The organism is Paenibacillus sp. IHBB 10380 (genome assembly GCF_000949425.1).
Classification (GTDB): Bacteria; Bacillota; Bacilli; order Paenibacillales; family Paenibacillaceae; genus Paenibacillus_AQ.
Map to the genome: position 1 here is coordinate 1,454,034 of NZ_CP010976.1, position 23,465 is coordinate 1,477,498.

General features: G+C 42.5%; 9 protein-coding genes and 1 pseudogene. 7 read left to right on the forward strand and 3 right to left on the reverse strand.

What is annotated here, in order from left to right:
* The first annotated feature begins 29 nt into the window (after window positions 1-29).
* Window positions 30-13,415 (forward strand): non-ribosomal peptide synthetase, encoded by a 13,386-nt coding sequence (locus tag UB51_RS06530; protein ID WP_082063053.1) that lies wholly within the window; start codon window positions 30-32, stop codon window positions 13,413-13,415.
* A 121-nt stretch (window positions 13,416-13,536) separates the two neighbouring features.
* Here UB51_RS06530 and UB51_RS06535 read toward each other — a convergent pair whose 3' ends face one another.
* Entirely contained in the window at window positions 13,537-14,070 is a 534-nt protein-coding gene (locus UB51_RS06535) for a tetraspanin family protein (protein WP_044876616.1), read from the reverse strand.
* A 366-nt stretch (window positions 14,071-14,436) separates the two neighbouring features.
* On the opposite strand from UB51_RS06535, the pseudogene UB51_RS28735 reads away from it, so the two are divergent.
* Window positions 14,437-14,671: pseudogene (locus UB51_RS28735) on the forward strand (sugar ABC transporter substrate-binding protein); the annotation flags it as partial.
* Here UB51_RS28735 and UB51_RS06540 read toward each other — a convergent pair.
* On the reverse strand, window positions 14,634-15,293 hold the full coding sequence (locus UB51_RS06540) for an RNA polymerase sigma factor (RefSeq protein ID WP_082063054.1): 660 nt from the start codon (window positions 15,291-15,293) through the stop codon (window positions 14,634-14,636). The pseudogene UB51_RS28735 and the gene UB51_RS06540 overlap by 38 nt on opposite strands.
* A gap of 247 nt (window positions 15,294-15,540) precedes the next feature.
* Between UB51_RS06540 and UB51_RS06545 the strand changes: the two genes are divergently transcribed.
* From UB51_RS06545 to UB51_RS06565, 5 genes are all read left to right on the forward strand, one after another.
* Complete coding sequence (locus UB51_RS06545; RefSeq protein WP_052675778.1) at window positions 15,541-16,092, forward strand: ABC transporter substrate-binding protein; 552 nt, start codon at window positions 15,541-15,543, stop codon at window positions 16,090-16,092.
* A gap of 277 nt (window positions 16,093-16,369) precedes the next feature.
* Entirely contained in the window at window positions 16,370-18,337 is a 1,968-nt protein-coding gene (locus UB51_RS06550; RefSeq protein WP_044876617.1) for an ABC transporter ATP-binding protein/permease, read from the forward strand.
* A gap of 15 nt (window positions 18,338-18,352) precedes the next feature.
* Window positions 18,353-19,021 (forward strand): response regulator transcription factor, encoded by a 669-nt coding sequence (locus UB51_RS06555; RefSeq protein ID WP_044876618.1) that lies wholly within the window; start codon window positions 18,353-18,355, stop codon window positions 19,019-19,021.
* Window position 19,022: 1 nt separating this feature from the next.
* On the forward strand, window positions 19,023-20,351 hold the full coding sequence (locus UB51_RS06560; protein WP_052675779.1) for an ATP-binding protein: 1,329 nt from the start codon (window positions 19,023-19,025) through the stop codon (window positions 20,349-20,351).
* A gap of 190 nt (window positions 20,352-20,541) precedes the next feature.
* Window positions 20,542-21,957, forward strand: a complete 1,416-nt coding sequence (locus tag UB51_RS06565) for an MFS transporter (protein WP_234405558.1) — start codon at window positions 20,542-20,544, stop codon at window positions 21,955-21,957.
* A gap of 452 nt (window positions 21,958-22,409) precedes the next feature.
* Here UB51_RS06565 and UB51_RS06570 read toward each other — a convergent pair whose 3' ends face one another.
* Complete coding sequence (locus tag UB51_RS06570; protein ID WP_044876619.1) at window positions 22,410-23,426, reverse strand: N-acetylglucosamine kinase; 1,017 nt, start codon at window positions 23,424-23,426, stop codon at window positions 22,410-22,412.
* Window positions 23,427-23,465: the final 39 nt, after the last annotated feature.

A 23,465-nucleotide genomic window follows, 5' to 3' on the forward strand; every position in this document is an offset into this window, starting at 1 on the left:
TCTAAGCTAACGAATAAGAAAAGAGGGAAATGATGAGTGAAATTGTAGATATGTATGCATTGTCTCCTCTTCAAGAAGGAATGTTATTTCATACCTTGTATGATAAGGGAGATGATCATTCTTTTGCTTACATCAATCAAATGAATTTTTTGTTGCGTGGTAGACTGGACTCGTTACACTTTGAGAAGGCTTGGAAATATATTGTCAACCGACATGAGGTTTTGCGTTCCGTATTTGTATGGGAAGAGGTTGAGAATCCATTACAAGCGGTATATCAGCAGATTCCGTTCCAGTTGAATCAACAGGACTGGAGCCATTATTCCAAGGAAGAGCAGCAAGAGGAACTGGAAGCCTTTTTGCAAGATGATTACAAACAAGGCTTCCAGTTAGATGAAGTTCCGCTAATGAGGGTTGCACTCGTCAAAGAAAGCGAATACGAACACCGCGTAGTATGGACTCTTCATCACATCTTACTTGATGGATGGAGCGCATCTCAGGTGTTGAATGAATTATTTGCGGTGTATCAAAAAATGCTAAATGGAGAGAATTGGGAATTGCCCAAGTCTCCTCCTTACCGAAACTATATTCACTGGATTAGAAAGCAGGATAAAGAATCAGCTGAACTATACTGGCGAGAAGTATTACAAGGTTTTACAGATCCAACACCATTGCCGATAGAAGGGAAAATTGACGGAGCTGCACGTGGGTACGATGAATCCATCTGCTACTTGTCAATCGAGCAAACCCGCGACTTGCAAACATGGGTACGTAAAAACCAACTCACCCTGAATACGTTGGTTCAAGGTGCTTGGGCGTACTTATTGAGCCGATACAGCGGTGAACGCGATATCGTTTTTGGTGTCACTAGCTCTGGACGATCTACCGAATTGCCGGGTGTAGAAAAAATGGTTGGCCTTTTTATCAATACTTTACCTGCTCGAGTTCACGTTCCGGATGACAAGAAAGTAGTTGAGTGGCTTAGGGAGTTACAGTTTAAAGAACTGCAACGTCGACAATTTGAATATACATCATTGACGGAGATTCAAGGGTGGAGTGGTGTTCAGCGAGGAGTTCCATTGTTTGACACCTTGTATGTCTTTGAAAATTATCCTGCCCAAGAATCGGAATTAGATGAGGGCTTAGAGATTTGTCATGTTCAAGGAATTGAACAAACGAACTATCCGTTGAATTTGGCCGTTCTCCCGGGTAAGCAATTGGCTTTGAAACTAATGTATGACCGAAGTCAATTCGCTGAGGAGACGATTCAGCAGATTCACAGGCATTTAGTGAAAATCTTAACCTATATCCTGGAGAATCTAAACTGTAAACTGTCAGAGATTGTTTACATATCTGAAGCAGAACGTAGTCAATTGTTGGATGAATGGAATAATACAGCTATGGAGTACCCGCGCAATGCAACTGTACATGAACTGGTTGAAGCCCAAACTCTTCAAAATCCGAATGCAATAGCTATTGTCTATGAAGGACGGCAGCTAACCTATCATGAACTTAATGTGCAAGCGAACCAACTTGCGCATTATTTGAAGAAACAAGGAGTCGGTCCAGAATCGCTAGTAGGAATATGTGTAGAACGTTCACCAGAGCTGATTGTGGGTCTTCTTGGTATCTTGAAAGCAGGTGGAGCATATGTCCCTCTCGATCCGAGCTATCCGGAAAATCGGCTTCGCTATATTTTGAAAGATGCTGGCATTCAGCTTTTAATGACTCAGCAATCGCAACTGAACTGGGTACCAGCAGATGTTGAAGTGATTTGTCTTGATAGAGATAGCAAGATGATTGCCCAAGAGAGCACGAGTAAGCCAGCAAGCGAGTTATCCCTGAAGAATGCTGTTTATGTGATTTATACATCAGGTTCTACAGGCAATCCCAAAGGAGTCGTAGTTGAGCATCAATCCCTTCTTAATCTGATTTTCTGGGGCCGAAGTCATTTCTACCCGATCACGGAACATGACCGGGGAACTCATCTATCTGGAATAGCCTTTGATGCTTCTGTTTGGGAAATTTGGACAATTATAACATCTGGTGCAAGTCTTTTCTTGCCGACCGAGTCAATTCGCGCAGATTCTGACGCATTACAGGAATGGATGGTCAAGCATGAGATTACGGTCACGTTTATGCCAACACCTTTAGCAGAGAGAATGATAGGTAACGAGTGGCCTGAGAATACAGCTCTGAGAATCATGGCAACGGGTGGTGATCAACTCACACAGTATCCGTCTGATCATCTACCTTTCCGGTTGATCAATCTCTATGGGCCAACCGAATGTACAGTACTTGCCACATCAGACGAAGTGACTGCTAGACAACACAGAGGTAGCACTCCACCGATTGGTCGACCCATTAGCAATACCCAGGTGTATGTGCTTGATGAGAATTTTCAAATGGTTGCGGCAGGCATCTCGGGTGAACTTTTCATCGGAGGAGATGGAGTAGCACGCGGTTATGTAAATCGTCCCGAATTGACCAAAGAACGATTCATTACCAATCCGTTCAACAATCAATCGGGGTTACGTTTATACCGCACAGGCGACTTAGTAAGATATCTCCCTGATGGAAAATTGAAGTTTATGGGGAGGATCGACAATCAGGTTAAAATCAGAGGGTTTCGTATTGAACTGGGTGAAATTGAAGCAATTCTGCTAGACTATTCTTCCATAAGAGAAGCAGTACTGCTGATCCAAGAAGACCAGCTGGGAAGCAAGCGATTGGTTGCCTATGTCATAGGTGAGGGAAATAAACATGAGTGGCAAGAGCATTTACGTGCTCAATTACCTGTGTACATGATTCCTGACCACTTTGTCAAAATGGAATCCATGCCCGTTACTCCGAACGGGAAAATCGATCGCAAAGCATTGCTAGATATGACAGAGCATCTAAATAAAGAAATTATTATTGCACCACGTACCCCTATAGAGGAACTGATCGCTTCAATATGGAGTCAGATTTTAGAAGTTGAAACCATTGGAGTTCACGAATCGTTCTTCGCTTTGGGGGGACATTCACTTGTAGCTACACAGGTGCTTTCCCGTTTGCAAGAAACATTTGAAATTGAGATGCCGTTGCGTGATCTGTTCGAACATGTGAGTGTCGAATCGTTGGCGCAACGAGTGGAGGAGTTGCGTCAAGGTGGTACAGCTTGCAAATTACCGCCAATTACGCCAGTAGACCGCGGTAACTTACTACAGCTATCATATGCCCAACAACGTCTCTGGTATTTTGATCGCCTTATACCTAACAGCGCTCTTTATAACATTCCGGTAATCTGGCGTCTTAAAGGCGAATGGTCCAAGGAAGCTTTGGCAAGAGGGATAAACTCATTAATTGAACGTCACGAATCATTGCGGACAGTCATTATCGAAGAGAATGAACAACCTATGCAACAGATCTTGCCGTTTGAGTCGCAGATTTGGCCAACCACCTGCTTGACAGAGCTTAGAGTGGAAGAAAGAGAACTAGAAATGAAGCGCCTCGCCCAAATCGAAGCACGAACTCCGTTTCATTTGGCTCAAGGGCCTTTAATCAGGATCCAATTTATCAAGTTAGATCAAGCAGAGTGGGTGATCCTCTGCACCATGCACCACATTATTTCAGATGGTTGGTCGATGAATGTGTTCATTCATGAATGGCTAGCGTTGTATGAAGAAATTGCAGGAGGGAAATCTACTGAACTTGCTACATTGCCTGTGCAGTATGCTGATTTTTCCTCATGGCAACGGAACTGGCTAAGTAATGACGTAATGAATCAGCAACTGGGATACTGGAAAGCGGAACTGATGGGACAACTTCCAGTTTTACAATTACCAATAGACCGTCCTCGTCCTGCTGTACAAACTTATAAAGGAGCTATTTATTCCAAGACGATCCCATCTTCAATATTGAAGAAGCTTAAGGAGCTAAGTCGTCAGGAAGGAACAAGCTTATTCATAACCCTGCTGGCTGCATATCAGAGTTTCCTCTCTCGCTATAGTGGTCAAGAAGATATCATTGTAGGAAGTCCAGTCGCTAACCGCAATCACAAGGGTATTGAGGGAATGATCGGTTTCTTTGTCAATACACTGACGTACCGGGCAGATTTGAGCGGAAATCCAACGTTCCAAGAGTTCTTAGGACAAGTACGTCAGAAGGCACTAAAAGCCTATGAATTTCAGGATATACCTTTTGAAAAAGTGGTGGAAGAAGTGCAACCGCAGCGTTGCACAAGCCATTCGCCTATCTTTCAGACCATGTTCACCCTGCAAAACAATACAAGTAACCTACCGAGCATGCCAGGACGTTCTTTTGAATGGGTGGAAAGTCATACTGGAGTTGCTAAATTCGATATGACATTATTGACACAAGAAACAAAAGACGGTTTAATAGCCGTATTTGAATATAATACGGATTTGTTCTACCCATCCACTGTAGAGCGTATGGCTACACATTTTTCTAAATGGCTACATGAATTAGCCGAGTATCCGGAGGTACCACTGGGAGGTCTGAGCTTGGTGCCTGATGCAGAGCGCAAGCTGTTGCTCGAAGAATGGAATAATACTATAACCAATTACCCGCGAGAAGCTGTAATTTTGGATTTGTTCGATAAGCAAATACTACGTAACCCGGATGCCGTGGCTGTGGTATTTAAAGATCAACAACTCACTTACCTTGAGCTTAATGAAAGAGCTAACCAATTGGCACACTATTTGCAAAAACGTGGAGTCGGACCAGAAAAGCTAGTAGGTGTTTGCATTGAACGTTCTCCTGAGATGATTATCGCACTCTTAGGTATCCTCAAAGCAGGGGGCGCTTATATTCCATTTGACCCCACACATCCAAAGAAGCGTCTGCGTTATATTTTGCAAGACGCCGACATCCACATCATGGTGACACAGAAATCGTTACAAGACTGGCTCCCCGAAAAAATGGAAGTGATTTGTCTTGACGGTGACAAAGAGAAGATTGATCAAGAAAGCGTTGTTGTACCAGAAAGCAAATTAACACCAATGGATACAGCCTATGTAATGTATACCTCGGGATCTACAGGTAATCCCAAAGGAAACTTGACAACACACCAAAATATCGTCAAAACGATTTGCAATAACGGACATTTAAAAGTGGATGAAAATGATCGGATAATCCAAATCTCTAACTATGCCTTCGATGGTTCCACATTCGATATTTTTACAGCTCTATTCAATGGAGCGACCTTGATTTTGGTTCCCAATGAGGTAGTACACAACGTCAAAAAATTGGTACAGATGATCCGAAATGAGCGAATTACGATTTCCTTTATGACAACTGCTTTGTTTAATACTCTAGTCGATTTGGATATCTCTTGCTTCCAAGGAGTGAGAAGAGTTTTGTTCGGTGGGGAGCGCGTATCGGTGAAGCATGTGGAAAAGGCGCTTGATTATTTGGGGAATCACCGGATCAGCCATGTATATGGTCCAACAGAAACAACCGTATTTGCGACCCAGTATAGTGTTGATCACGGTATCAAAGAAATGGGCACTGTACCCATTGGTAAACCACTAAACAATACGCAATTGTACGTGTTAAATCAGGAACTTCAGTTACAGCCAATCGGCGTAAGCGGGGAACTGTATATTGGTGGAGATGGTTTAGCCAGCGGATATCTAAATCGTTCAACTTTGACCGAAGAACGCTTTATCTCTAATCCATTTACCAACCAACCGGGATCACGTCTATACCGCACAGGAGATTTGGTCAGATATCTCCCAGATGGTAACATTGAATTCCTTGACCGGATTGACCATCAAGTGAAGATTAGGGGCTACCGTGTAGAATTAGCCGAAATTGAAACGATATTATATGAGCTCCATTCTGTTAAAGAGGCAGTCATAATGGCTCGCGAAGATACACCTGGAGATAAACGCTTAGTGGCCTATATTGTAGGGGGAAATGACGAGATAAGCTGGCGTAAGCACGTAAAAGGGGAATTACCTTCCTACATGATGCCATCTCATTTTGTACATATGGAATCCTTGCCACTTACGCCTAATGGCAAAATAGATCTCGAGGCTCTGCCGGTTCCAGATGGACAGCGTGCTACAGATAGCTACGTTGCTCCTCGTAACTCTTCAGAGGACCTCGTTGCTGCAGTATGGAGCCAAGTTTTAAAAGTGAACAATATTGGTATTTACGATTCATTTTTTGAGTTGGGCGGCCACTCTCTGTTAGCTATCCAAGTTATCTCCCGCTTGCAGGATGCTCTCCACATTGAGTTGCCATTAGTGGAACTGTTTCAACATTCTACGGTTGAATCATTGGCTCTGAGGATCAACCAATTACAGCCAAGAGAAACAGCTTGTAAATTACCACCACTTCTGCCCGTAGAGCGTAGGGAAAATATGCCTGTATCCTATGCCCAACAGCGGCTTTGGTTCATGGAGCGATTAATTCCAAACAGTCCGCTTTACAATATTCCAGTTGCTTTGCGTTTAAAAGGGAAATGGGTACCAGAAGCGCTTCAACAGGCATTAAATTCACTAATCAAGCGTCATGAGGCTTTGCGTACCATCATACAAGAAGTAGATGGACAACCTGTGCAAGTCGTACGATCCTTCAGTCCCAAAGTTTACCCAGTTATTGACCTGATGAATCTCTTGTATGAAGAGAGAGAAGTAGAGATGACGCGTTTGATCCAAGATGAGGCGGAAGCTCCGTTTGATTTAGCGCAAGGGCCGCTGATCCGTGCACAGTTCATTCAGATGGATATAACCGAATGGGTTTTTGTTTGTACATTGCATCACATCATCTCAGATGGTTGGTCCATGGCGATTTTCTTGGAAGAATGGCTGGCCTTATATGAAGAAGCTGCTCAAGAAAAATCAACATGTCTCAGTCCATTACCAGTCCAATATGCGGACTTCGCCCAATGGCAGCGTGAATGGTTGACGGAAGATGTCATGAAACAACAAATACATTATTGGAAAGAGCAATTATTAGGAGAACTTCCTGTCCTACAATTACCGTTCGACCGACCACGACCTGCTGTCCAGAGCTATCATGGAGCCATGTACCAAGTTACGCTTCCTCACTCTTTGTTGAGCAAGCTTAAAGAGATGAGCATGAGCGAAGGAAGTACCTTGTTCATGACATGCCTGAGCGCGTACCAGGGATTTCTTTCTCGCTACACGGGACAAACAGACATTCTGGTTGGGAGTCCGATCGCTAACCGTAATCATCAGGGCATCGAAGGATTGATCGGATTTTTTGTGAACACGTTGATGTATCGAGCGGATCTGAGTAAAAATCTAACGTTCCAACAACTGTTAGCTCAAATGCGTAAAAAAGCTCTTCAAGCTCACGAGAACCAAGACGTACCCTTTGACAGAATCGTACAGGAAGTTCAACCGGAACGAAGCACCAGTCATTCACCATTATTTCAGACGGTCTTTACCCTGCAAAGTTCCTTGAGCAAGCTCCCGGAATTATCGGATCGGAGTCTGGAATATATAGATAATCAGATGTCTGTCGCCAAATTTGATCTAACCGTCTCTTTGGAAGAGTCTCCAACGGGACTTCTGGTAGCTTTTGAGTACAACACGGATTTGTTTGACGTATCATCGGTGGAACAGATGGCGGAACACTTTGCGAATTGGCTGCATGAGGTAGTCGAACATCCGAATGTGCCTATGGTTAATTTACAGCTGCTGACTGCATCGGAATACAAGCAAATGGTGGTCAACTGGAATGAAACCTGTGTTGATTATCCACTCGATTCCAATATTCTAGCCTTATTCGTAGAGCAGGTAGAGTTAACCCCAGAAGCTGTTGCTGTGTTATATGAGGGGCAACCACTTACTTACCAAGAACTTAATAAGCGTGCTAACCAATTGGCACAATACTTGCAAAAACGCGGCGTGGTTTCGGAAATACTAGTAGGCCTTTGTATGGAACGCTCACCCGAGATGATTATAGGGCTCTTGGGTATCCTCAAAGCCGGAGGAGCCTACGTTCCGCTGGATCCAGCTTATCCTGAAAATCGGTTGCGGTATATCCTGCAAGATGCTGATCTGAAGTACGTAGTAACTCAAGGCTCATTGATGAGTTGGCTTCCAGAGGGCGTAGAGGTGATTTGTCTGGATCGTCTTCAATCAGAGCTCGAACAGGAAGAACTAGATTTACCGATCAGCACTGTCATACCGAATGCGTTGGCCTATGTCATCTATACCTCAGGTTCTACAGGCAAACCTAAAGGGACGATGCTGGAGCACAGAGGGTTATGTAATCTTGTTCATGCTCAAATCGATCTGTTCCAAATAGATGCCAATAGCACAGTGGCGCAGTTTGCTTCTATAGCCTTTGATGCAGCGGTATCAGAAATCTTTACGGCCCTGATTGCAGGAGCAACCTTATGCTTGATGAATCAAGAGGATATTATCCCTGGATCACAGATGGTTCGATTGTTCCAAGATAACCGCATCACACATGCCACACTTCCGCCTGCTGTCTTAGCTGTTCTGGATGAGTCGATGTTCAATGATCTGCAAGTCGTGATCTCTGCAGGATCTGCATGTACCGAAGATATTGCCTTGCGATGGTGCAAAAACCGCCGATTTATCAATGCTTATGGTCCAACAGAAATCACGGTTTGCGCAACAGCAAGTGTATACGAAGAAGGAAAACCATTAACCATCGGACGTCCAATTGCAAATGTAAAGGTGTATGTGTTGGATCAGAATTTACAGCCTGTACCTGTTGGTGTTGCTGGGGAGCTGTATATTGGAGGGGCTGGATTAGCTCGCGGGTATCTGAATCTTCCAACCCTGACCTCAGAGCGATTCATATCTAATCCGTTCAGTAAACAATCCGGTGATCGTCTATACCGGACTGGAGATTTGGTCAGATATCTCCCAGATGGAAACATTGATTATCTGGGCCGTCTTGACCATCAAGTGAAGATTAGGGGCTACCGTGTGGAATTAGGCGAAATTGAAACGGTATTATATGAGCTCCATTCTGTTCGAGAGGTCGTCATAATGGCTCGCGAAGATACACCTGGAGATAAACGCTTAGTGGCTTATGTGGTAGGTGAAAATGAAGAGATAAGCTGGCACAAGCAAGTAAAAGAACAGTTACCTTCCTACATGATGCCATCTCATTTTGTGCATATGGAATCCTTGCCACTTACGTTGAATGGTAAAATAGATCTCCAAGCTCTGCCAGTTCCAGATAGCCAGCGTGCTACAGATAGCTACGTTGCTCCTCGTAACTCTTCGGAGGACCTCGTGGCTGAAGTATGGAGTCAAGTTTTAAAAGTGAACAATATTGGTGTTTACGATTCATTTTTTGAGTTGGGTGGGCATTCTCTGTTAGCTATTCAGGTTATCTCTCGTTTACAGGATACCCTTCACATAGAATTGCCGTTAGTGGAACTGTTTCAACATCCTACGGTTGAGTCATTGGCTCTGCGGATCAATCAGTTACAGTCAAGAGAAACAGCTTATGAATTACCACCACTTCTCCCCGTTGAGCGTAGGGAGAATATGCCTGTATCCTATGCCCAACAGCGACTTTGGTTCTTAGAGCGATTAATTCCAAATAGCCCAGTTTACAATATTCCGGTTGCTTGGCGTTTAAAAGGAGAGTGGATACCGGCCGCGCTTCAACAGGCGTTAAATGCACTAATCGAGCGGCATGAAGTACTTCGCACCGTCATACAAGAAGTAGATGGACAACCTGTGCAAGTGGTGCGATCCTTCAGCCCCAAAGCTTACCCAGTAACTGATCTAACGATCTTCTTGTATGAAGAGAGAGAAGAAGAGATGAAGCGTTTGATCCAAGATGAAGCGGAAGCTCCGTTTGACTTAGCTCAAGGACCACTGATCCGTGCCCAGTTCATTCAGATGGATCAAACCGAATGGATTTTTGTTTGTACATTGCATCACATCATCTCAGATGGTTGGTCCATGGGGATTTTCTTGAAAGAATGGCTGGCCTTATATGAAGAAGCAGTTCAAGAAAAGCCAACATGTCTCAGTCCATTACCAGTCCAATATGCGGACTTCGCCCAATGGCAGCGTGAATGGTTGACGGAAAATGTCATGAAACAACAACTACATTATTGGAAAGAGCAATTATCAGGAGAACTTCCTGTCCTACAATTACCGTTCGACCGACCACGACCTGCTGTCCAAAGCTATCATGGAGCCATGTACCAATTTACGCTTCCTTACGCTTTGTTGAACAAACTTAAAGAGTTGAGTAGGAGCGAAGGAAGTACCTTGTTCATGACATGCCTGAGCGCGTACCAGGGATTTCTTTCTCGCTACACGGGACAAACAGACATTCTAGTTGGGAGTCCGATCGCTAACCGTAATCATCAGGGCATCGAAGGATTGATCGGATTTTTTGTGAACACGTTGATGTATCGAGCGGATCTGAGTAAAAATCTAACGTTCCAACAACTGTTAGCTCAAATGCGTAAAAAAGCTCTTCAAGCTCACGAGAACCAAGACGTACCCTTTGACAGAATCGTACAGGAAGTTCAACCGGAACGAAGCACCAGTCATTCACCATTATTTCAGACGGTCTTTACCCTGCAAAGTTCCTTGAGCAAGCTCCCTGAATTATCGGATCGGAGTCTGGAATATATAGATAATCAGATGTCTGTCGCCAAGTTTGATCTAACCGTCTCTTTGGAAGAGTCTCCAACGGGACTTCTGGTAGCTTTTGAGTACAACACGGATTTGTTTGACGTATCATGGGTGGAACAATTGGCGGAACATTTTGCGAATTGGCTGCATGAAGTAGTCGGACATCCGAATGTGCCTATGGGTAATCTACAACTGTTGACTGAATCGGAATACAAGCAAATGGTGGTCAACTGGAATGAAACCCGTGTTGATTATCCACTCGATTCCAATATTTTAGCCTTATTCGTAGAGCAGGTAGAGTTAACCCCAGAAGCTGTTGCTGTGTTATATGAGGGGCAACCACTTACTTATCAAGAACTTAATAAGCGTGCTAACCAATTGGCACACTACTTGCAAAAACGCGGCGTGGTTTCGGAAACACTTGTTGGCCTTTGTATGGAACGCTCACCCGAGATGATTATAGGGCTCTTGGGTATCCTCAAAGCCGGAGGAGCCTATGTTCCGCTGGATCCAGCTTATCCTGAAAATCGGTTGCGGTATATTCTACAAGATGCTGATCTGAAGTACGTGGTAACTCAAGTATCATTGATTCATTGGCTTCCAGAGGGCGTAGAGACGATATGTTTGGATCGTGTTCAATCAGAGCTTGAACGGGAGGACATTAATTCACCGTACAGCATAGTCACACCGAATGCGTTGGCCTATGTCATTTATACCTCAGGTTCTACAGGGAAACCTAAAGGGACGATGCTGGAGCACAGAGGGTTATGTAATCTTGTTCATGCTCAAATCGATCTGTTCCAAATAGATGCCAATAGCACAGTGGCGCAGTTTGCTTCCATAGCCTTTGATGCAGCGGTATCAGAAATCTTTACGGCCCTGATTGTAGGAGCAACCTTATGCTTGATGAATCAAGATGAAATCATTCCTGGATCACAGATGGTTCGATTGTTCCAAGATAACCGCATCACACATGCCACACTTCCGCCTGCTGTCTTAGCTGTTCTGGATGAGTCGATGTTCAATGATCTGCAAGTCGTGATCTCTGCAGGATCTGCATGTACCGAAGATATTGCCTTGCGATGGTGCAAAAACCGTAGATTCATCAATGCTTATGGTCCAACAGAAATCACGGTTTGCGCAACAGCAAGTGTATACGAAGAAGGAAAACCATTAACCATCGGACGTCCAATTGCAAATGTAAAGGTGTATGTGTTGGATCAGAATTTACAGCCTGTACCTGTTGATGTTGCTGGGGAGTTGTATATTGGAGGGGCTGGATTAGCTCGCGGGTATCTGAATCTTCCAGCTCTGACCTCAGAGCGATTCATATCTAATCCATTCAGTAAACAATCCGGAGATCGTCTATACCGGACTGGAGATCGAGTGAAATATTTTCCAGATGGAAACATTGATTTTCTGGGCCGTCTTGACGATCAAGTGAAGATCAGAGGATACCGCATTGAGATCGGTGAAATCGAATCTACTTTAATGCGGCTTGCTTCTGTAGAAAAAGCTGTAGTATTCATTCATGAAGATAGATCTGGGGATAAACGATTGGTTGCCTTCGTTACTGGTAAAGGAGATGCAAAAGGGTGGAGAGAACAGCTCGTAGCTCAATTACCGGGCTATATGGTACCAGCACTCTTTGTTGAGAGGCAATCTTTACCACTTACTCTGAACGGAAAGATCGACCGAAAAGAGCTGATTAATGATCTGAATACTACAAATGAAGAAAAATCCGAACAAGTTATTGCTAGAGATTACATTGAATTTCAACTTGTACAAATATGGGAAGACGTCTTAGATGCTGAAAATATCGGAATTACAGATAATTTCTTCGAACTGGGCGGGCATTCATTATTAGCGGTTAAATTACTCGCTCAAATCAAGAGCAAACTACTCAAAGATATTCAGGTCTCAGCGTTGTTTCAGAATCCAACGATTGAGATGCTTGCGTGCCTCATTCGCAAGCACAGCGATAAGATCAACCAACCATATACAGTTGTGGTCAAAATGCAAGACTCTGACCAAGAACCGTTTTTCTGTATTCATCCCGCAGGAGGAAATATCTTCTGCTACACTCGCATGGCTCGGAAGTTGAAAAAGTACTGCACATTCTATGGTCTACAATCGCCACAATTAGAACAAGAAGTTGTGATGGAGAAGACCTTGTCAGAAATTTCTAGTGGCTACATTGAGGAAATAAAGCTAGTTCAGCCAAGAGGTCCGTATCGACTTGGTGGATGGTCATTAGGAGGAGCAATTGCGTATGAGATGGCCATTCAATTATTAGCACAAGGCGATGAAGTAAGTCTACTCGTCTTGATGGACACGGCCATCCCTGGAGATAGATACGAAATTACAGAAAACGAAGGCTTCGTACAGAGGGGGCAGCTTATTGCAGAAAATCAGATTGATCTCAACGAAGAGTTTCAAGACAAGTACAGAGAAGAAAAATATCAGTATTTGTATCAGCAGGTGGTGCAAGAAGGGCTTTTACCAGAGGATGCTGATAGCACTAGTATTAAAAGAATAGTGAATACGTGCCTATTTAATACCCAAATTGTAGCTACTCATTCCGTCACAGCTTATACACAAGAATTGATTTATTTCAATGCAGAAGAAGGAGAGAATCTATCTGATGACTGGCGATATTTGTTGAATGACAAGATAAAGATTTACAGTATGCCAGGCAAACATTCGGACATGATGGATGAGCCTGCAGTTGACCTGATTGTAAAAAACCTGGTAATTGAGATGAAGCTTGCGTTACATCAAGCGACACCATTATAAAAAATAACCTACGCAGCGATGGATGGACTCTAACTAAAATTTGATTGTGAATTCATTAAAAGACACTAATATATCATTAGTGTCTTTCTTCTAACCAAGCTCTAATTTCAGCCTGAGAAGGCTATCTTGATAAAAATGACATAGAAATGAGGATTGTTCCCCCAATACCGAGGATGATCAGAAATAGAGGAGGGCTCGTCATTATAATTCCGGCTATAGCCATACCTCTTCCGCTTGTGGAGCGTTTTGCTCTTATGCCTAATATGAATCCGATTAGACTAAACATAAAAATCAGAAAGGCTAGTACAATAAATCCAGCCGTTGCGGAGGTTTGATTTGTATATGGGTTTAAAGCATCGTTAACTAATTTCAATAGTGCTATGATTGAGAGTATAATGCTAAATATTCCGAAAATAAGTGATACAATCGCTTGTCCTAATCTGTTTTTGGGCTGCCGCTTCTTGGAATTCTTGGTTGCAGCCGGAGTTTTACTCTGAGTACCTGATGAGCTTCTTGCTGCTCCTGCGACTTGAGCTGGGACTGTCCTGTTCGCTTGAGGTTTAACTATTGGTCTTTGAGCGCTAGCGGGTTTGTTGGTTGAAGCTTGCGAAGATTTGTAGGTCTGATTGCCTATTTTTCTAGGTGGTGTTTGCAATGATTCGGCTCCTGTCTAATGGTGTTATAGTCTTTTTGAACTAAATCTAATATTCGGCAAAATTAACCATAATCCTCTTTTAAATTAATTTTTATTCAAATTTAGGGTCGAAGACAACTATCCTTTACATTGGCATAAGCAAAAGGGATTTTCCTTTTGTTTTTTTCATGTTTGATAATGTCTATATTAATGCTCCATTTCCAGAATGTGACCCACTAAACGGGTATATGTTCACAAAAATCTATTCGTTGAAATGTGAGTATATTCATGAAATAAATGAGTATTTTCTATTCTAAGATGGGAAACCAAATGATATTATCATGTATGAATTAACGGAAGTAATCAAAAAAGGGGAGAGTTTTCTAAATGAAAAAGGCTCTAAAAGCTATTCCATTCTTGCTCGTTTATAATGATGCTAGCAGTAGTAGTCTCAGCATGCGGTAAGAGTAGTAAAGTTGATGTCGGGATCGTATTGCCTACTAAAGATGAACCTAGATGGGTTCAAGATGAGCAAAGATTTACAGATGCTTTAAAGGACACAAAATACTCGGCAGAAATATTGTTTAGCCAAGGTTCTTCCGCCAAAGAGAAAGAAAACGTCGGTATATCGTAGTAATATTTTGAAGCAGTGAGGTCACAATCCAGTCTTCCTTAAAAAAAAGAAACAGTAGCATAGCCTGAACCTCCTCGAATTTTTGTTTGATTCTACGAATCGATGCGTAATAGTTCGCCTTAACGGTAGAGTCGGGCAGGGTTATGATCTCGGCAATTTCCGCAAATGTACGATCAGCAAACAGCTTGAGCCTGAAAATTTGCTGAGCCTTCGCCTCGAACGACTCCACGATGACCATGATCCTTTCAACATCCTGCTGATACTCCAGAGTAAGTGTGAAGTCTACCTCCTCGGGGAAGTCGCGGTCCTCCATGTGATCGATTAGCTGCGTATTTTTGTATGTTTTGGAACGGTAGTAATCCACAATATGGTTGGAAGCGATTCTGTACAGCCAAGTACAGAAAGAAGCCTTTTCTCCATTGAAGGATTGGATACTTTGCAGTACACCCGTGAAAATTTCCTGAGTGAGGTCCATTGCAGTTTCCTTGTGTAGTAGCTGTTTGTAGACAAAAGCGTAAATTTCCTTGTAATACTTGGCGATTAATTCGCCGGCGGCCGTTCGGTCCGCCTTTTTCTTGATTCGTCTAATCCGTTTTTTTTCATTATCCATAACGGCCGCTGCGTTCACCTCCTGACTAAATTGTGTTCCTACTTATGTATTCGTAATTGCAAAGAAAAAAGTCGAATGATTGGCTAATTTATTCTTAAAATAAAACTATGAAACTATGGAGTCATCCCATATTGAAGGTTCCAGTCCGCTATGTTGCAGTTTCTATAACCTTACACGTATTTTAAAAGAAGAGCACCCCTAGGTTTGGGTATAATCAATTAGACAAAAATCAGAAGGAATTAATATTATGTTGGACAATAGGCAAAGACATGGGTGGGTTTGGGACGGCAGTGGGGGTACCGTTTTATTTGAAAGGGATATATCTAAATCACTGATCTTTCTGAAAAGGCAAGCGCCAACGCTAGTGATTCCTTATGGTACTTATCACGAGGTGCATGTCGAAATGAGAGCGTTCGGCAAGATTCTCGGTAAGGAGAAAGAAGCTGAGGAATGGCTGGCTGTATTTGACGATAAGGTAAAGAAGGCTAACGCTTCAATACAAGGGCTGGTTAAGGAAGGATCGACTTATTCGATTATGGGGCCCTTCGGAAAAGAGTTTTATATTTACGGAGATGGCGTTAACCGCGGCGGACAAGCCATCTACCAACAGCTTGGTCTGACCCCGCCTGACAAGGTGAGGAAGGATCTGATTGAAGCTAAGATAGACGCGCTTAGCATATCTGAGGAGAAGATGGCTGATTATGCGGGCGATTATATCTTTCTCGATATATCTGGCGGTGCCGAGTTCGACGAGAATTCACCGGATAACCAGAGACAGGGGCTTCGGGAACCATGGTGATTTATTAATATAATAAATGCACATAACGATCTACCTTGCATATGCTTGGTGGATCTTTTGCGTTCTGTCAGGCTCATCATTTTCATAGTGTATTCTCGTATTTCACTCCAAACGCGATACATAGAAAGTACTCCCGTCATTCATTTTCTGAGAGAAACATTTATTCAGTTCATTTTCAGTTCATATAGAACGGGTAGTATTCAGTTATCAGGTGCAGATAAAAACGATTCAACAATGAACCTGTTAGACAGAGAAACTAGGAGTTGGAGGGATAGATATGACGTTATTAGAGATCAAGCATCTGAATAAATCATATATGCTTGCTGGCAAAGAAAAGGTGCCCGTTCTAAGTAATGTGAATGTGAAATTTGAAAGTGGTGAATTTGTTTCCATCTTAGGGGAATCTGGTTCGGGGAAATCGACCTTGATGAATATTATCGGTGGTATGGACTCTGATTACGAGGGAGACGTAATGGTTCAGGGGAAGACGCTGAGAGAAATGAAAGAAATAGAAATTGATGCATACAGAAAAGATAAGATAGGATTTATTTTTCAAAGCTTCAACCTAATTCCTCATTTATCTGTACTTGAAAATGTAATGATTGCGATGCAAATGACGGATAATAGTAAAAAAGAACGAACTCAGCGCGCGAAGGAGATACTAACAGAAGTTGGCTTGAAGGATCACATGATGAAACGGCCAAATCAGCTGTCAGGGGGTCAAAAACAGCGTGTAGCCATTGCAAGGGCATTATCTAATGATCCTAAAATTATTTTGGCAGATGAACCTACGGGTGCTCTCGATCAGGAAACAAGTGAACAAATACTTGGCATTCTGGATTCCATTGCGAAAAAAGGTGTTCTTATTATTACCGTGACGCATTCGCAAAGGGTAGCGAATTTCGGGAGCCGGATTGTATTGGTGGAAGATGGTTGTATTAAAGAAGATCAATTTCTAAAAGAGCGCAACATGTCTGTTAAAGAGACTACTGAGAAGAAAGGGAAGAATTTAAGTTTTGCTTCTTCTTTTAAAATGGCAATGAATAACATGACCTTAAATGCAAAGCGAAATATACTCGTTGCTACGGGTGGGGCTATCGGGATTTTAAGTGTAATCTTAATGCTTTCGTTAGGTAGCGGTGTGACAGGCTATATCAATGATCAAATTAATTCGAGTCTGAATCCGCTTCTCGTCGATGTGGTAAAGACGGCTGATAAAGGTGAAGTGAAACGCCAAGAAGGACCCCCAATGCCGGAACTAGCGAGTGAACCTTTTACAGAACAAGATATCAGCATGATCAGTGGCATTAAAAATGTGGATAGAATCGAAAAGGTTACAACGATCACAGGAAAAAGCAAGGTTGTGTTCAATGGTAAGAACAAAGAGCTCTCTGCACTTGGAACGGTAACAGATTCAATCAAAGCAGATAATGTTGAAGCAGGTACACTGCCTAATGAGAATCAAGTGCTACTGACGGCATCTTTTGCAAAAAGTTTGAGTAGCGAAGAAACGTATAAGTCGCTCGTAGGTAAGACCGTCAACTTATATATTAATGAAATGGATGAACGGAATCAGCCGGTCACTATTGAAACGCAGTGGGTTGTGTCGGGTATATATGACCAGGAAGATATGGGGCCGATGAGTGGAGCGGGCGTCTACGTTTCGTATTCAACCCTTGAAAATGCATATAGTCAACAAAATTTAGTCTTACAGCCTAAACAGATTAATGCTTACGCGACAAGTCAGGATGATGTAGAGGGCATTAAAGAAGCGGTGGATAAATCGGGATTCAAAAGTTCGCCAATAGCAAGTATCATGGAACAGGTTACAACGTATGTGAAAATGGCATCATGGCTGTTATCTGGTATAGCTGGTATTTCATTGCTTGTATCGGGCATTATGATCTTAGTGGTTCTTAATATTAGCGTTGTGGAACGGACAAGAGAAATTGGTATTCTGCGGGCGATTGGTGCGAGAAAGAAAGATATCCGTCGTATTTTCTTTTCAGAGTCTGCACTGTTGGGCTTGTTAAGCGGTACGATTGCTGTTGCAGTTGCTTGGGTAATCAGCTTGGTACTGAACAATATTCTATTCAATACATTTGGTGTTGAACTAATTCAGCTGACTCCTGTATACATGCTATTTGGAATAGGAGTCAGTACATTGATCAGTGTAGTTGCAGGTGTGATACCTTCATCCAAAGCAGCAAAACTCGACCCGATGGAATCTCTTCGTTACGAATAATGATGAGGTGATAGGATGAATACGATTTTAGTAGTAGATGATGATCCGCATATCCGTAAATTGATCAAGCTGTATCTTGAAAATAGTCAATTCTCCGTTCTGGAGGCGGAGGATGGACAGAAAGCGCTTGATTTAGTTGAGCATTCGAAAGTGGATTTAATGATTGTTGATGTGATGATGCCGCGTATGGACGGTATTGAATTAACAGAAGATATTCGTAGGTATTTGGATATCCCCATTCTAATGGTGACAGCCAAGGGTGAATCGATAGATAAAGTAAAAGGGTTCCAGGCGGGAACCGATGATTATTTGGTAAAACCCTTTGATCCAGTGGAACTTGTGCTACGGGTGAAATCCCTTTTAAAGCGATATAATGTTTCTCTAACAAAAGTTATTCAATTGGGTGATGTTACGATTGATCTTGCCACATTAACGGTTTCTTCTTATGAAGAAACCGTACAATTAAAAAAGAAAGAATGTGAACTGTTGTTTATGCTTGCCAATTCACCCGGTCGTAGTTATACCCGAACACAGTTGATTGAAAGTTTATGGGGAATTGACTATGAAGGAGATGAGCGGACGGTGGATGTTCATATTAAACGTCTGCGTCAGCGGATCGAACCTTTCTCTTCCGTAACAATCATAACCATTCGTGGTCTTGGATACCGGTTGGAGTATAAATAACATGATCAAAAAAAGCCTCCGTGTTCGAATTGTTTCTACTTTTATTATCATTGTACTGGCCAGCCTCTTCCTTTCTTTTGGGATTACCTCTTTATTCTCAGAAAGAAAAGTGACATTAGAACAGCAGTTTTTGACCATTACAGGCGATATTGCTACTCTTCTGGATCTAACAGACCCTGATCAGCGTGATAAGGTCATGGACATACTATCTGACTATCATATTTATGGAGCGGTTATCAAGGAAGGGAGCGAGTTGCCTTTTTCATTAACAGAAACAAAGGTATCACCGCTATTTCAATCTACAACATCAGAACCCTTGTTTTTAGATATTGAGAAGGGTCCTAATCCTGTACGTCTCATCGGAGTACCAAACATCGATAATAGTGGAAGCTCATTGATTCTGAAGATGGATTTTACTGGATTTTTGGAAATCATGCAGCGTATTTTGCTCGTAGGTCTTTTTATCGTATTGCTTATTGGAAGTTTTCTTATTTTGCTGGCAGCACACTACATTGTTGAACCCGTAAAAAGACTGACAAGTGCGGCGAAAGAAATGGCTACAGGAAATTTAACCGTTCGTCTTAAACATAAAAAGAAAGATGAATTCGGGGAATTGATGGACAGCTTTAATCATATGGCAAGTGAACTTCAGAAAATTGATAAAATGCGAGAAGATTTTGTTAGTAATGTTTCTCATGAAATCCAGAGTCCGATCACCTCGATTCGTGGTTTTACAGTGGCCATTAGAGATGGGATTATCCCAGCAGATCGTCAAAAAGAGCATCTTGAAATTATTTATCAAGAAACGTTAAGACTTTCAAAGCTGAGTGATCATTTGCTTCGACTTGCATCGCTTGATTCAGAGCATCATCCTTATCATCCGGTAAAGTATCGGTTAGATGAACAGCTACGCAGAGTGATTCTCGTGGCTGAACCATTATGGACCGAAAAAAATCTTGATATTGAACTCGATCTGCAAGCTTGCCCTGTTAAGGCGGATCATGATTTATTTGAACAGGTATGGCAAAACTTAATTAACAATGCGATTAAATACTCAGATGAAGACGGTGTGATCGAAGTGATCATGGAAGTAAATGACCTAGCTGTTCGTGTTCATATAACAGATACGGGAAAAGGGATTCCAGAAATAGACCTTCCTCATATTTTTGACCGATTTTACATGGTGGACAAAGCGAGAAGCCAATCGGATGGAGGTAATGGACTTGGGTTGTCGATTGCGAGGAAAATTGTCGAACTTCATGACTGCAAAATAGAAGTGAAAAGCACCGAAGGGAAAGGGACCTGCTTTACAGTGTCTATTCCTCTTTAGACCATAAACCACGAAGTACATTTAGGGAGAAGTCGGAGTATCATACATGCAGAAAAACCTGAGAAATCCAGTTCTTCATGGATATTCTCAGGTTTTTCTGCGTTTCATCCCAGTTTTATGGGATTGTTCTTTAAATCTCTTCACTTATAATTGAGAATGATTCTTAGAAAAAGATAAAGTGGGGATCATCATGATTGTATCTGAAATACCGGAGAACATGGTCACGAAGAGACAACGTTTGGGGATGATGACCGCTGTATGTATGGGAGCGTTTATGTCTCATTTTACAGCAGGTATCGTTAATGTATCGCTTCCTCAATTTATGAATTATTTTCAAACGGATTATGGAAAGATTGGGTGGATTACGATTGGGTATTTGCTGGTCATTACGGCATTACTCCCTGTAATGGGAAAGCTCGGGGATCGCTATGGTTTTCGTCTTATTCATAATCTTGGATATGTTATTTTCACTATCGGTTCTATTTTAGTCGCATTCTCACCCAATTTGCCCATCCTGCTAATTCTTAGAATGGTGCAAGCAATGGGCGCCGCCATGTTTCAATCTACTAATATTGCGCTGATCACTATTCATTTACAGAAGGAACAAAGAGGACGGGCACTTGGTATTGTGAGTACCGCGGTCGCCCTTGGTGGGATGATCGGACCGATTGCAGGAGGTTTAATCGCGGAGTGGTTCAGCTGGCGGTGGCTGTTTTTGATTCATGTTCCCGTTGCCTTGGTTGCTACTTTATTGGCTTATCGATACATCCCGGTTCGCCTACATGAAAGAAAATCAGAGACATTTGATAATGCTGGAGCAGTTTTGTTCATTGTATTTATCAGTTTAGTCATTGTTGGAATATCGAATGGAAGTAAATGGGGATGGCTATCTGCTGAGATGATTAGTATTTTCACAGGTAGCTTCATTGTTTTGTCGGTGCTTCTATTATGGGAATTGCGTCAGAGCATTCCCTTCTTACCGCTCAAGGCGCTTCGTATTCCAGCTGTATCCTATGGATTACTCATTAGTTGTGCTTCTTTTATGTTTTCCAATACAATCTTGGTCATTATACCGTTTTATTTAACCGGTACGGCTACCTTGCCTCCGTCAACCATTGGATATGTCATGGCAGCTTATCCGCTTACATTAGCGTTTATGGGACCGATCGCAGGTTATTTATCAGATCGTTACGGTTCCAATCGATTGATGTTTTTGGGGTTATGTAGCATGGGAAGCGGATTTGTTATATTTTCTTGTTATCTTGGTCAGCTATCGATTGGCTGGATCGCTGCTGTATTGGCAATAATCGGACTAGGAATGGGGCTCATTGCGTCGCCGAATAACAGCTTCATCATGCAGCGTACTCCTAGAGAACAAGTTGGTTCAATAGGTGGAATGATTGCATTGACTCGTAACGCAGGCATGGTTTTCGGGTCGGCGTTAGGGCTTGGCGTTATGAATGGAGGGATTGAACAGGACAGCCAAGTTGATACTTTTAGATCTGCTTTCGAAATCAATATTTTAGTTTGCATAGGCGTCATGGTCTTATTAGGGTATGGCGTTTACTTAGAAAACCGTCAAAAAAAGAATAACAAAAAAGTATGAAAGTACACAAAATATATGGGCTCTAATTCATAATCATTGCTTGCCGAAAACAGAATTCTATGCTGAATCGTAGCGGAGAGGATGGAATTGTCTTGTAGAAGCGAAGCGTTCGCCTTTGCCCCTGAATTTTTACCGCAAACAGCGGTATATTCAAAAAAAAAATTTGGGGGCAACAGCGATCGGAAGGACAATCCATCCGCGTAGCGGTTAGTTATCAATACGATACATTTTTCAAGCACTGGTTTTGGTGTTGAGCCAATATATGGAATAGGAACAGAGGAGATAGACTGACAAATCAGGGCACGAATGTTCCGCGGCCTAAGCCCATTCCCTGTCTGTTTACGTATATTCATTAGCAAAAAACTCAGCATTTGAAGTGCTGAGTTTTTGCTGATTTCAGAAGATAGTGACAAATATATTTTCGTCTGTTGCTATTCTTATGGGGGGATGCATCAGATGGCTTCGTTCTTTCGTAAATGTTCTATTGATTCAATGACTCTACGACGAGTACCTGAATCGACCGGATGACCCCAAGCCAGTTCGAGTGCCCATAGAACCGCACCGGTCGCGGGTGGAACATATAGGATGATGTAATGGCAGTCGTGATGGGTCAATCTTGCAACATATTCTTTGTATCGTTGAAATAGTAGGGGACTTTCTGCTTTGACCCATACAGAACCAGCAAGAACAATATCGACTTCATGACCAAAATCCAGATTGTGCATACAGCCTACAGTAGAGCACGCCAGTTGCTTGGCAGTGTGATCTACAATATCTAAAGCTACAGGATCACCTTTATCTGCCGCGGTAAACATGATTTGCATGAGCTTGGTATTAGGGAGAGTCCGTTTAAGGATGGCGTCCACTGCATATTCAATGAAAAATTGTTTGCCGGGTATTTGCAATAGCTCCATGACTGGCTCAGTCATCTTGGTTTCTTGACCCATGCGGTAGAAAGAGTCATACACCGCCCGAACAATTTTTCTGGCTAGAAAAAATCCCCCAGCTTCATCACCAGAAAGTTCACTGCCCACACCTCCTACTTGAAGGCGATCTCCGCTTGGAGATATACCGCCCGTTGAGGTGCCAGATCCATTAATGGAGCAAATTCCGAAGCCTTTTTCGCTACCCGCTTTTACCCCCAGAAAGGAGTCGTTGTCCAGTGCATAATGCGTAAATCCGATACGTTCAATGACCTGGCATAATTGCTCCTTTTGAGATGGAACGTCCGCACCAGCTAATCCGAAGGCTCCAGCTGTAATATCATCCATGGATAAGTAATTACGTGTAAGCAGTTGCTGAATATTCTCATCCATGATGCGATATGCACTTATATAAGAATCAGGAAATCGCTCATGACTGCATGTACCTGTATTTATGTGATCGATAAAGTTCCCTTGAACATCATACAGAAAATAATCGGTTTTGCTATTTCCGCCATCAACGCCAATGATGTATTTTTTGTTCATAACTTCTCCTTTTCTCACACGTAAGAAATAGGTTCTACA